Source organism: Marinobacter azerbaijanicus (assembly GCF_030250645.1).
Lineage (GTDB): Bacteria > Pseudomonadota > Gammaproteobacteria > Pseudomonadales > Oleiphilaceae > Marinobacter > Marinobacter azerbaijanicus.
In genome coordinates this window covers 699,760-711,904 of record NZ_JASSVS010000001.1, presented here as the reverse complement: position 1 = coordinate 711,904, position 12,145 = coordinate 699,760, and the positions used below count along the sequence as shown (strand labels likewise).

Sequence of the window (12,145 nt, the reverse complement as noted above, 5' to 3'; positions counted from 1 at the left end):
GCAATCAGACACAGCACATCCCGGGAGGCTCTTTTGGGCGTTTTTCTTTTGTTATTTATCGTCATGCCGATTGTGGAGATGGCGATTCTCATCAAGGTGGGAACCGTCATCGGGGCCCTGAATACGATAGGTCTGGTATTGCTGACGGCTATTATTGGCGCCGCACTGCTTCGTCAGCAGGGGCTCGCCACCCTGTTGAAGGCCAACCAGAGGCTTAACAGCGGCGAGTTGCCCGCCCGGGAAGTCGCTGAGGGCCTGATTCTGGCTGTGGGCGGCGCTTTGCTGCTGACCCCCGGGTTCGTAACCGACACCATTGGCTTTCTGTGCCTGATTCCCGGCTCCCGCCACTGGCTTGCCGCTCAGGCCCTGAAACGCATGGTCGTGGCCGGGCAATCCAGCAGTTTTACCTTTACCGCCGGCCGACGCGGGCCGTTTGAGGGGCAGGGTCCGTTTGATAACCGTGAGAACCCGTTCGGCCGTCAGGGCCCCTTTGACCGGAATGGCGACATCATTGAGGGGGAGTACCGGGACGAGACTGAGCACGATCATCAGCGTCTGGACCACGATGATGACGATTCGCCGGAAAAAAAGTGAAAATTTTTTTCGCCAAGTATTGAAAACGAATACGCCACCCCCACATAGGTCTCACAAGTTCGCTGCGGGTCAATAACCGCTGTAAAACAGTTGGTTAAAAGCCCCGGCTTTTAACGCAACCATCATTGCCAAACCTAACCTGACATTGGAGATATCGAGCAATGAAAATTCGTCCGCTACACGATCGTGTTGTCGTGCGCCGTAAGGAAGAAGAAGAGAAAACAGCTGGTGGCATCGTGCTGCCGGGCAATGCCAAGGAGAAGCCGTCCCAGGGCGAGGTGATCGCCGTTGGTAATGGCCGTATCCTCGACAATGGCGAGACCCGTGCTCTTGCGGTCAAGGTGGGTGACACCGTGGTCTTTGGACAGTACGCCGGAAATACCGTGAAGGTTGACGGTGAAGACCTGCTCATCATGAGCGAAAACGACATTTTCGGCGTTCTCGAGTAAACACTCGGTTGCGCAGCAATCCGATTGAACGATTGAATTGGGTTTAACGAACAGGAATAGAAGACATGGCAGCAAAAGACGTTAGATTCGGTGACAACGCCCGCAAACGTATGGTTCATGGCGTTAACATCCTGGCCGACGCGGTCAAGGTAACCCTCGGCCCGAAAGGCCGTAACGTGGTTCTGGACAAGTCCTTTGGCGCACCGACCGTCACCAAGGACGGCGTATCCGTCGCCAAGGAAATCGAACTGAAAGACAAGTTCGAGAATATGGGCGCCCAGATGGTCAAGGAAGTCGCTTCCCAGACCAACGACACCGCCGGTGACGGTACCACCACTGCAACTGTTCTGGCTCAGGCCATCGTCCGTGAAGGCATCAAGGCCGTTACCGCGGGCATGAACCCGATGGACCTCAAGCGTGGCATCGACAAGGCGACCATCGCTGCAGTACAGGCCATTCGTGATCTGTCCAAGCCGTGCGACGACAGCCGCAACATTGCCCAGGTAGGCACCATCTCCGCCAACGGCGACGAGACCATCGGTCAGCTGATCGCAGACGCGATGGAAAAAGTTGGCAAGGAAGGCGTCATTACCGTTGAGGAAGGCCGCGGCCTGGAAGACGAGCTGGACGTGGTTGAAGGCATGCAGTTCGACCGTGGCTTCCTGTCCCCGTACTTCATCAACAACCAGGAAAACATGTCCACCGAGCTGGATGACCCTTACATCCTGCTGGTCGACAAGAAGATCTCCAACATCCGCGAACTGCTGCCGGTGCTGGAATCTGTTGCCAAGGCTGGCAAGCCGCTGATGATCATTGCTGAAGACATCGAAGGCGAAGCGCTGGCAACTCTGGTTGTGAACAACATGCGCGGTATCGTGAAAGTGGCGGCCGTGAAGGCGCCCGGCTTCGGTGACCGTCGTAAGGAAATGCTGCAGGACATCGCTATCCTGAGCGGTGGCACTGTGATTTCCGAGGAAGTCGGCCTGACTCTGGAGAACACCACTCTGGACGACCTGGGTACTGCCAAGCGCGTTAACATCACCAAGGAAAACACCACCATCATCGATGGCGCTGGTGCCCAGGGTGATATCGAAGCCCGCGTTGAGCAGATCCGCAAGCAGATCGAAGACAGCTCTTCCGACTACGACAAGGAAAAGCTGCAGGAGCGTGTTGCCAAGCTGGCTGGCGGTGTGGCCGTCATCAAGGTTGGCGCCGGTTCCGAAGTGGAAATGAAAGAGAAGAAGGCCCGCGTTGAAGACGCCCTGCACTCCACCCGCGCTGCGGTCGAGGAAGGCATTGTACCGGGCGGCGGTGTCACCCTGATCCGTGCCATTGCGGCCCTGGACAAAGTAGACGCCATCAACGAAGAGCAGAAGGCTGGCGTTAACATCCTGCGCCGAGCCATGGAAGCTCCGCTGCGCCAGATCGTAACCAACGCCGGTGGCGAAGCCTCCGTTGTTGTGAACCGGATCCTGGAAGGCGAAGGTTCCTACGGCTACAACGCCTCTACCGAAGAGTTCGGTGATATGCTCGAGATGGGCATCCTGGACCCGGCCAAAGTGACGCGCTCTGCACTGCAGGCAGCCGCCTCTGTGGCTTCCCTGATCATCACCACCGAGGCGATGATTGCGGACGAGCCTGAAGAAGAAGGTTCCGGCGGTGGTATGCCGGACATGGGTGGTATGGGCGGAATGGGAGGCATGGGCGGCATGATGTAATGCCTGCCTGACCCGGATCATTTCTCATTTTTTGAGGAATGGCCCCATAAACCCATAAAAACCCCGCGTCGGTTCACACTGACGCGGGGTTTTTTGTTTTTTTGTCATGAACTTGCGAAATGGCTTTGTTAGACTCGGCAACCGGCCATCTATCTTTGTGACACTGTATGAGCGAAACCCCCGCAAAAGCTTTTCTCCGACCCGGCAAGCTGTTTCTTATGACCCTTGTCGGTGTACTGATTTATCTTGTTGCGCTGGTGGTTCTTGTTCCCGCTGGATGGCTGTGGCATCAGGCCTCGGCTCATGTTCAGCTGCCCCCTGAAATCCAGGTCAGGCAGGTATATGGCAAGGCCTGGTCTGGTGCCGCGAATGCCGTCGTGGCCGGTTACCCAGTTCAGCTTGAGTGGCAACTGGGTTACCCCTCGGTCTCTGGTCAGTCGTTGCCAGTAAGCTTTTCATTGGCGTCGGAACAGTCCTCGGTGGATGGCCGGGTCAGTCTGGGCTTGCAGGGCGCCGGTACCCTGAATGCGAGGGGAAGGCTGGCCGTGGCCGAGTTTGAGGATCTTATTCGCCGCAGTGGTGGGGCGGTCATTGAGGGGGATGTCACCATCGATCAGCTGGTACTGTCGTGGCAGGATGGCCGCATCACCACAGCGGATGGGGTTGGCCGCTGGGCAGGCGGTGAAGTTACCTGGCCGATGGGTAACAGCGTCGGGCGGGCAGACTTTCCCCCCATGCGTGCTACTCTCGACACCACTGACGCAGGCATTGCACTGGTGGTCGAGGAGCAGGGCGGTGACGGCCCTGCGGCGAATGCCGAAATCCGCTGGAATGGCATGATGGATTTGCGGGTATACAAACGCATGGTGGACCTGGCCGGTCAGCCCTGGCCGGATTCCGCAGGACCGGATGATGTTGTGTTCCGTGTCAGGCAGCCCCTGATTCCGGGAGGTGTGCTGTGATCGCCCTGGCGTCCATGTCAGGCAGTCGCAGAATTCCGCGACTGCTGGCCAATCTGCTCCTGACCGGATTGGTGGTTTATCTTGCTCTGGTGCTGGCACAGACTACCTGGCTGATTGCGTGGGACGAGCGCCCGGTTGCCATGGCTTCGTCACCCTCCGCCGGCAATGGAATGGAGGCAGCCTCCGGGCGCCTGCAGCCCATGGCGGCCTACGAATTCTTCGGCAGGTCTGCCGAACAGGCGAGAGTGGCTGAGGTGGTTCGCCGTTCAGCGCCGGAGACAAGGCTCAACCTGAGGCTTGAAGGTGTGATGGTAGCAGAGCGCCCGGAAGACTCCGGTGCTATAGTGGCGGGAAGCAATGGCGTAACAGAGCATTATCGCGTGGGGGACGTGTTGCCAGGCAACGCGGAGCTTTCCGAAGTGGAGCCTGGCCGGGTTCTGATTCGCCGGAACGGCCAGTATGAAAGCCTGACATTTGATGACGAGATGTCATCCGACCTGATTGAGGACGTGGAGGAAGTGGCGGAAGCGACGTCCCCCGAGCAGTTCCTGAGTGGTGCCCGGGAACAGCTGGAGTCCCAGGGGGCTGCTGCACTGGCTCCTTATGGCCTGAGCCTGGCGGGCAATGACGGCAGCTCGGGGTATGTTTACGATGGCTCGAGCGCCATGCTGAACGCTGTCGGCCTCAGGGCCGGTGATGTAATCACCGCCGTCAACGGCCAGCGCCTGGGAGACCTTCAGCAGGACGTTGGGCTGCTTGAGAATTGGCGGTCGGAGCCACAACTGGAAATTGAAATTGAAATTGAACGGGACGGATCCATTCTGACCGTAAGCTATGCCATACCTGAACAGTGGCGCTGATCGGATTTACCAATACAGGATAAGAACGCCAGATGCTTAACCACAGATCCAGATTATTCCGGGCTTTCGTTGTAGCCCTGTTGTTGCCCCTGATGTCCGTTGCCTACGGGCAGGAAGAAACCTGGCGGCTGAACCTCAAGGATGCCGATATCCGTGCTTTCGTGACCCAGGTGGCAGACATTACCGGTTACAGCTTTGTCGTGGACCCGCGGGTAAAGGGCAAGGTGACAGTGCTGTCCAGTGCCCCCATGAACAAGGATGAAATTTACGATCTGTTTCTTGCGGTACTGCAGGTGCACGGCTTTACGGCCATCCCCGGAGAGGAAGTGATCAAGGTGGTGCAGCAGGTGGATGCAAAGCAGTCTGCCGAATCGCTGGACCGATTTACGGAGATACCTTCGGAACAACTGATTACCCGGGTGATCCAGATTGACAACGCCAACGCCCTGGAGCTGGTGCCTATCCTCCGCCCCCTGGTTGCCAAATACGGCCATCTCGCCGGTGTGGCGGCTGCCAATGCCCTGATTGTCAGTGATCACTCGTCCAATATCCGCCGGATTGAACAGATTGTGAGGGAGCTGGATAGCCCTTCGAAATACGAAGTGGAAGTGATCCAGCTTGAGGAGGCCTGGGTTGGTGACATGGTCGAGTTGCTGCAGGAACTGGCGCCAGATGAACTCGGGCGTAGCGGCGGAGAGAATGCGGCTCGCAAATACAGCGTGACAGCAGACGAGCGCAGTAACCGGCTGATTCTTCGCGGCGATGAAACCTTCCGCGACAAGATGCGCGCTCTGATCACCAAACTTGATCAGCCCTCTGCCACTGGCGGCACCACCAAGGTTATCCGCCTGAGCCATGCTGATGCCGAAAACCTGACCGAGATTCTCAAAGGTGTGATGGGTGAGGTTGCCAAGGAGTCATCGGGAGGCAGCAGTGGCAGTGGTGCCTCCGGGGGTGGGCGCAGTACCGGCTTTACGGTGTTTGCCGATGAGGGCCTGAACGCGCTTGTGGTGCGCGGTGAGCCGTCAATGATGCAGGAAGCCGAGATGATCGTTCAGGCTCTGGATGTTCGCCGCGCCCAGGTGATGATTGAAGCAGCCATTGTCGAGATCAGCGATGAGCTGGGTCAGGATCTGGGTGTTCAGCTTGCCGTTGGGGATGAGTCGGGTGAGTCCACGCCAGTGGCCGGCACCAATTTCAATAACGTCGGCCGCAGTCTTGGGGATGTGCTTGGTGCCATCCTTTCGGATTCGTTCATCCAGCCTGCTGTCGGGGGTATTACCCTGGGGGCGGGTCAGCGCAACGAGGATGGTATTTCCTGGGGTGTCCTGTTGCAGGCGCTGTCCACGTCTGCCGCCGCAAACCTGTTGTCCACGCCCAGTATCATTACTCTGGATAACCAGGAATCCGAGATCGTCGTCGGCCAGAACGTCCCCTTCCGGACCGGACAGTCCACCGTTACCGGCGATGGCACCACCAATCCGTTCACCACCATTGAACGGCGCGATATCGGCCTGACACTGAAAGTCACGCCAACCATCAGCGCTGACGGGCTCGTGCGCCTGGTGGTTGAACAAACCACCGAAAATATCGGCGACAGTGTCGAGTCTGCCTCGGACATCATCACCAACAAGCGGGAGATCAAGACCACGGTATTGGCCGACGATGGTGAAACCATTGTTCTTGGCGGCCTGACTACCGACGATTTTCAGATCAACAAAAGCAAAGTGCCCCTGCTGGGCGACATTCCGGTTCTGGGGCGTCTGTTTTCGTCTGAGTCTGAGCGCCGTGTGAAGCGGAACCTGCTGGTGTTCCTGCGCCCGACCATTATGCTCGGCAAGGCCGATGCCATTGCGGCTACGGATGAGAAGTTCCAGAGCCTCTGGGAAATCAACCTGGGGGTTCGCAAAAAGCTGGGCTTGCCGGATCCGGACAGCCCTCCTACCAAGGACTCCCTGTTCCAGCCCCAGGCCAACTGATTGTTGGTCAGGCTGGAATTCAGGCCTGGAGTGGCGGCATCGGGCAATCCAACTGGTCCGCCACCAGGCGAATCAATTCGTACTCTGTGGTTCTGATCTGTCCGTCCGCAAGAACGCAGTGTCCACAGGCGTCGAGAATGCCTGGTTTGAGCAGTGGTGACAGACTGTTCAGTTCGATAAGTGCCTTCCTCAGGCTCTTGATGGATACCGTCTCCAGCAGTTCCGGTTTTGTCGGTCCCGTTGTAAAGCCCGCTATTGCCTCATTGAAGAGCGCCCGACTGGCGGCGACGTCGTCGGCACCCGCCCTTGCCATCAGGCTGAATAACACCTGTAGTTCCTTGACGACTGGTCGGTAGCTGCGGTGGCGAACGGGAACCACCCGCGCGGAATCCTCCGCCAGGTGGCGACGAAGGAATGTGTGCATGGCCAGCTCAAAAAGGCTGAGTCGATTGTCTGCCCTGATCAGTATTTCCGTGTTTCCTGTCAGCAGCCGGCGCTCCTCCGGGTCCAGTTTGCGCAGGGCCGGCATGGCCAGCTCCAGGGCTGGAAAGCGCACCGCGTTGCCCAGCGCTGCCAGGGCCGGTACAAGCTTTTCCAGCAGATCGTGGTTGGGGGCGAAGGGCGACTGGCCGGTCAGCAGTGACAGCCGCTCCTGCTGGATCTGCTCGGGCAACTGGTATACCAGCAGCGCATAGCACAGCTGGATAGCGCCGGCCCGGGTATAGAGCAGGTTACGGAAGGTGGATGGCAGCCTGTTGAGCAGATTCACGGCGTAGTCTTCACTGCGCCTGTTGACCGTGCCAACCGAGCTGGAAAGTGTCTGTTCTTGTTGTGTGTTCAGGGGGGATGTTGCTGCACTGACGCCCGCACTGAACCCTGATACGGCTTCACGTGCAGTTGTTCCGCTGACTGCGGGGGAGGGGGCGCCCATGGTCCGCAGGGTGCTTTCGGGCTCGCTGTCCCGCAGACGGCTGCGGAGGCGGGCGAACATACCCGGCTGAATGGTTTCGATGCGTTCCTGTATCGGTGGGTGTGACGCCAGCAGTGCTGCGAATTTCATGCGGGTGCTTTCCCCAAAGCACATATGGTTCATGTCGCTGGCATGACTGGTGGTATCCAGATATCCACCTTTGAGGCCGATCTTGAACAGGGCTCCGGCAATGCCCTCAGGGTTGCGGGTGAACTGCACCGAGGACGCATCGGCAAGCATTTCCCGCTGCCTGGACACCGCGGACTGGATCAGCCTGCCAAAAAACACCCCTACATAACCGATGACCAGCAGTGCCAGCCCCACCAGCCCGAAGATGGCCTGGCCCCGACGGTCCCGGGATGACCGGGCGGAGAGGTGGGTTCGATGGAATGAGATTCTCAATAGGAAAGCGCCAATCTGCCCGATCATCAGGATGCCGGCCAGTATGGCGATCAACCGTACATTCAGGCGCATGTCGCCATTCAGTACATGGCTGAACTCGTGCCCTACGACTCCCTGGAGCTCGTCACGGGTAAGTTGGGTCAGGGCGCCATGGGTCACCACCATGACAGCTTCGCCAGGTGTATAACCCGCCACAAAGGCGTTGATGCCGGTTTCGTGGTCCATGACATAGAGTTCCGGTACGCTGATGCCGCTGGCGATGGACATTTCCTCCACAATGTTGCGGAGCCTGCGTTCGTCGGAATCGCTGGTGTCCGGCGCAATGGCCCTTGCACCGACCATCTTTGCGACCCGTTCGCCACCTCCCGACAGGTCCGCCCAGCGGATCAGAGAGCCAATACCGATCAGGGCGACGACAGCAAGTGCGGTTAACAGGCCGTGGCGGCTCAGCAGCCAGTCTGCAAACGACAACCCGGTATATTCGCTGCGGGTGACCAGAAAGCCCACCAGACAGACGGCAAGCGTGATTAAGGCCACTGCAGTGAGAAACAGCAGCACCAGCAGCCCGGTGTTGCGGCGGGCACTGGCCTGACGTTGGAAAAATCCGGGATGTGCCATGGCAACCGGTCTCAGAAGGCGACTTTGGGTGCCTGGCGGGCCTCAGGGGATTCCAGCTCCAGCTGGGAGGAAGGCTTGAACGCGAACAGCCCGGCCACAATGTTGTTCGGGAACTGTTCGCGGAAGATGTTGTAGCTCATCACGCCATCGTTGTACGCCTGGCGCGCAAACGAAACCCGGTTTTCAGTGCTGGAGAGCTCTTCCATCAGCTGCTGGATGGTCTCGTTGGCTTTCAGCTCCGGATAGTTTTCCGCCACCGCATAAAAGTTGGCAAGGGCCTTGGACAGCATGTTCTCGGCACTGCCAAGGCGCTGGATCTTACCGCCGTCCGCAGGGTCGCCGGCAGCATCTTTCTGGGCACTGACGGCGTTGTTGCGGGCTTCCATCACTTCGGTGAGGGTGTTGCGCTCGTGGGAAAGGTACGCCTTGGCGGCTTCGACCAGGTTCGGAATGAGGTCATGGCGGCGCTGCAGCTGGACATCAATCTGGGCAAATCCGTTCTTGAACTGGTTACGCAGGGAGACCAGACGGTTGTAGATAAAAACGATGTAGACAACAGCAACGGCAATAACAATGAGGCCGATCAGCGTGGTTCCCATGGCGACTCCTTGCGGGCTTGGGGATCAGTTAGGTGGATGGGTAATCAGGCATTATTTTCCATGATTTTACTGTGAAAACTGGCGACAAACTTCTCAAATTCACGTGGTTTGAGCGGTTTGCTGAAGAAATACCCCTGTGCAAGCTGGCAGCCCCTCTGGGCGAGATAGTATTCCTGTTCCGCTGTTTCGACGCCCTCGGCGACAACAGTGAGGTTCAGGCTCTTGCCCAGGTCGATAATGGTGTTGGCGATCCTGGTGTCTTCTTCGTTGATCAGCAGGTCGCGAATAAACTGCTTGTCGATTTTGAGGTGTTGCACCGGCATGCGCTTAAGGTAAGTCAGAGATGAGTAACCGGTTCCGAAATCATCCACCGCAATACTGATACCGGCCCTGTGCAGGCGTTTCAGTTTCTCTACAGCATCTTCGAGGTTGGTCATGAAGCTGGTTTCGGTGACTTCCAGCTCCAGCCGACCGGCTGGAATATTGTGTCGTGTCAGGGTGTCCATGATGTCGTCGACAATGTTGTCCTGGCGAAGCTGAACCGCGGACAGGTTGACGGCAATTCTCAGGGGCATGCCGTCACTGGCCCAGCGGGCTGCCTGCCAGCAGGCCTGGTCGAGCACCCATTGGCCAATTTCGACGATGCTGCCGTTCACCTCGGCAACGGGAATGAATTCGTCTGGTGGGATCAGGCCCCTTTGCGGATGTTCCCACCGAATGAGTGCCTCGGCACCGATAATCCGGCGTGTCTCCAGGTTGACCTGGGGCTGGTAGACAAGGTGGAACTGATGATTGTTCAGGGCTCCGGAAAGGTCCTTTTCGAGCTGCTTGCGCTCGCGAATTTCCCGGTCGACGCTGGCGACATAAAACTGGAAGTAGTTTTGCCCGTTTTCCTTGGCCAGCGCCATGGTCTGTTCGGCGCTTTGCAGAAGTCTGTCGGCTTTTTCAGCATCGCCCGGGAAAAGGGCAATGCCCAGGGTTGCCGTCATGGTGACCGTCTGGTCGTCGAACGTCATGGGATTGCTCAGGGATGCCAGGATACGGTCTGCGGTGTCTGCCGCCTGAAATCCGTCACGTAACCCTTTTTCCACGATCACAAACTGGTCGCTGCCCAGGCGGGCAATGGTGAAGCGGGTGCCGCCGAGTTTGTGGGTCAGACGGTCAGCGACGGTCTGTAGAATGAGATCACCCGTGCGGAAGCCGAATTGTTCATTGATGGATTTGAAATCATCAATGCCGCAGCAGAACAGAGACAGGACGGACTTGCTCTCCCGGGCCTCATCGATGTCCGTCTGCAACAGCTCCATAAAGGTGTCCCGGCTTGGCAGGCCGGTGAGCTGGTCGTATCGGGAGAGCCGGTTGACCCGGTCCTCCGCTTCCCGGTGGCGGGTCTGACTGTCACCAATGGCGACCAGGAGGTTGTTGGTGGCGTTGACCCAGAGGCCGAGCTCGTCACTCTGATGGCCCTTTGGCAGATGGATGAGGTTATCGTCCGGATGGTCTGGATCAACCTGCTTGACGGACTGGACAATCCGCAGCAATGGGCGTGTGAGAAGCATGTGAAAGACTACGAACAGGGCCATGCCGAGGATAATTGCAAGGGCAATGCCGGAGGCGAATGTTACCGAGGCGCGCTCAAGCCAGGTCAGTGCAATCGGGCCGGTGTCGTAATGTAGTTCCAGGTATCCGTAGACATCACTGGACTGGCCGCCCCGGGAGAGTTCCTGGCGGTAAGATCGTTCATCACCGAAGATTGCATCGGTCAATGGGCGAAAGGCGCTGTCCCTGAGTGGCCTGGCTCGGCTGCCAAGTGGTTCCCCATCCGGATGGATTATGCGAGCCATATGGATGGATTCCTGGGCAAACAGGCCATCAACAACCTGTTGCGCCAGGTCTGCATCGATGCTGAACACCGCCTGTGTTGAGGCATCCCTGACCAGTGCCATGGTCTGCTGCGCTTGCTCATCAAGAGAGCTGGATACGCGTCGGGCATCAAGGATGACCTGGATCGTGCTAACCAGAATTCCGGTGACCAGCGCGACAGCCAATACCCATCTCAGTACCCGGTACCCCAGGCGATGTTCTACCTCAAAGGAATTTTGCATGGAGGCCTGTTTGATCCGTTCCAGCTGAGCGAGGCCCCGTCCCGTTTCCGGGGGGCAAAAGGGCCCTCGGTAGAGTCTTTGGTCTTCAAGTATGGTTCAGTTTCAATTTACTGCATTCAGTATCGGCAATTTTTCCAGATATTTCAGGCTTCGGGTGTATCAATTTGTAATGTGGCAAGTCTCTCTGGTCCGCAAAAACGTACGGTAATCGGGAGAAGTACCCAAATACGAAAACGCCCGCGATCATGCGGGCGTTTTCTTGGGCGTCCTGGATAATGGCTATCCGAAGCAGTATTACGCCAGGTTTTCGTTCACGAAATCCCAGTTTACCAGCTTCCAGAAGGCTTCCAGATAGTTCGGACGGGAGTTGCGATAATCGATATAGTACGCGTGCTCCCAGATATCTACTGTCAGAACTGCCTTGTCCGCGGTTGTCAGCGGTGTTTCGGCGTTACTGGTATTAACAATGCCAACGCTGCCGTCGGGCTTCTTCACCAGCCAGGTCCAGCCTGAGCCGAAGTTGTTGGTGGCTTTGTCGTTGAATTCTTTCTTGAAGTCTTCGAATGAGCCGAATGCCTTTTCGATGGCTTCCTTGGCAGCGCCGGTTGGCTCACCACCACCATTGGGGCTCATGCAGTGCCAGTAGAAGGTATGGTTCCATACCTGGGCTGCGTTGTTGAACAGCGGGCCACTGGCGCTCTTGATGATGTCTTCGAGGGACTTGTTTGCGTTGTCCGTGCCTTCGATCAGGCCATTGAGCTTGGTAACGTACGTGTTGTGGTGCTTACCGTAATGGTACTCAAGAGTCTCCTGAGAGATGTGCGGTTCCAGTGCGTTCTTTTCATAGGGCAGTGCGGGAAGTTCAAATGCCATGAGGTCGTTCTCCCTG

Annotated in this window: 10 protein-coding genes; 6 read left to right on the top strand and 4 right to left on the bottom strand. The window is 57.7% G+C overall.

Annotated features, from left to right (window positions below; genetic code table 11):
• Positions 1 to 33: 33 nt before the first annotated feature.
• The 6 genes from QPM17_RS03235 to gspD all read left to right on the top strand — a co-directional run bounded on the left by QPM17_RS03235 (position 34) and on the right by gspD (position 6,562).
• The gene (locus QPM17_RS03235; protein WP_285388683.1) at positions 34 to 594 is read left to right on the top strand and encodes an FxsA family protein; all 561 of its coding nucleotides are present in this window, start codon (positions 34 to 36) and stop codon (positions 592 to 594) included.
• Between the two features lie 161 nt (positions 595 to 755).
• Positions 756 to 1,043, top strand: coding sequence for a co-chaperone GroES (groES, locus tag QPM17_RS03230; protein ID WP_007155569.1), 288 nt, complete (start codon positions 756 to 758; stop codon positions 1,041 to 1,043).
• 65 nt (positions 1,044 to 1,108) lie between these two features.
• Positions 1,109 to 2,761 (top strand): chaperonin GroEL, encoded by a 1,653-nt coding sequence (groL, locus tag QPM17_RS03225; protein ID WP_285388681.1) that lies wholly within the window; start codon positions 1,109 to 1,111, stop codon positions 2,759 to 2,761.
• A gap of 167 nt (positions 2,762 to 2,928) precedes the next feature.
• Entirely contained in the window at positions 2,929 to 3,723 is a 795-nt protein-coding gene (gene gspN / locus QPM17_RS03220) for a type II secretion system protein N (RefSeq protein ID WP_285388680.1), read from the top strand.
• Positions 3,720 to 4,583, top strand: coding sequence for a type II secretion system protein N (locus tag QPM17_RS03215; protein ID WP_340365829.1), 864 nt, complete (start codon positions 3,720 to 3,722; stop codon positions 4,581 to 4,583). Before gspN ends, QPM17_RS03215 begins: the two co-directional genes overlap by 4 nt.
• Before the next feature lie 32 nt (positions 4,584 to 4,615).
• Positions 4,616 to 6,562: a type II secretion system secretin GspD gene (gene gspD, locus QPM17_RS03210; RefSeq protein WP_285388679.1), complete on the top strand. Its 1,947-nt coding sequence runs from the start codon at positions 4,616 to 4,618 to the stop codon at positions 6,560 to 6,562.
• 19 nt (positions 6,563 to 6,581) lie between these two features.
• Here the strand turns inward: gspD and QPM17_RS03205 are convergent, their stop codons facing one another.
• From QPM17_RS03205 to QPM17_RS03190, 4 genes are all read right to left on the bottom strand, one after another.
• A complete protein-coding gene (locus QPM17_RS03205) occupies positions 6,582 to 8,552 on the bottom strand; it encodes a M48 family metallopeptidase (protein WP_285388678.1) in 1,971 nt (656 codons plus the stop codon).
• A gap of 11 nt (positions 8,553 to 8,563) precedes the next feature.
• Positions 8,564 to 9,151 carry a LemA family protein gene (locus tag QPM17_RS03200; protein ID WP_285388677.1) on the bottom strand — a complete coding sequence of 196 codons (588 nt, stop codon included), beginning with the start codon at positions 9,149 to 9,151 and terminating at the stop codon, positions 8,564 to 8,566.
• 44 nt (positions 9,152 to 9,195) lie between these two features.
• On the bottom strand, positions 9,196 to 11,256 hold the full coding sequence (locus QPM17_RS03195; RefSeq protein ID WP_285388674.1) for a putative bifunctional diguanylate cyclase/phosphodiesterase: 2,061 nt from the start codon (positions 11,254 to 11,256) through the stop codon (positions 9,196 to 9,198).
• Between the two features lie 294 nt (positions 11,257 to 11,550).
• A complete protein-coding gene (locus QPM17_RS03190) occupies positions 11,551 to 12,129 on the bottom strand; it encodes a Fe-Mn family superoxide dismutase (protein WP_285388672.1) in 579 nt (192 codons plus the stop codon).
• Positions 12,130 to 12,145 lie beyond the last annotated feature (16 nt).

Coding starts and splice junctions, on each gene's coding strand:
- groES (WP_007155569.1), top strand. CDS start 756: ATGAAAATTCGTCCGCTACACGATCGTGTTGTCGTGCGCCGTAAGGAA.
- groL (WP_285388681.1), top strand. CDS start 1,109: ATGGCAGCAAAAGACGTTAGATTCGGTGACAACGCCCGCAAACGTATG.
- gspN (WP_285388680.1), top strand. CDS start 2,929: ATGAGCGAAACCCCCGCAAAAGCTTTTCTCCGACCCGGCAAGCTGTTT.
- gspD (WP_285388679.1), top strand. CDS start 4,616: ATGCTTAACCACAGATCCAGATTATTCCGGGCTTTCGTTGTAGCCCTG.
- QPM17_RS03205 (WP_285388678.1), bottom strand. CDS start 8,552: ATGGCACATCCCGGATTTTTCCAACGTCAGGCCAGTGCCCGCCGCAAC.
- QPM17_RS03200 (WP_285388677.1), bottom strand. CDS start 9,151: ATGGGAACCACGCTGATCGGCCTCATTGTTATTGCCGTTGCTGTTGTC.
- QPM17_RS03195 (WP_285388674.1), bottom strand. CDS start 11,256: ATGCAAAATTCCTTTGAGGTAGAACATCGCCTGGGGTACCGGGTACTG.
- QPM17_RS03190 (WP_285388672.1), bottom strand. CDS start 12,129: ATGGCATTTGAACTTCCCGCACTGCCCTATGAAAAGAACGCACTGGAA.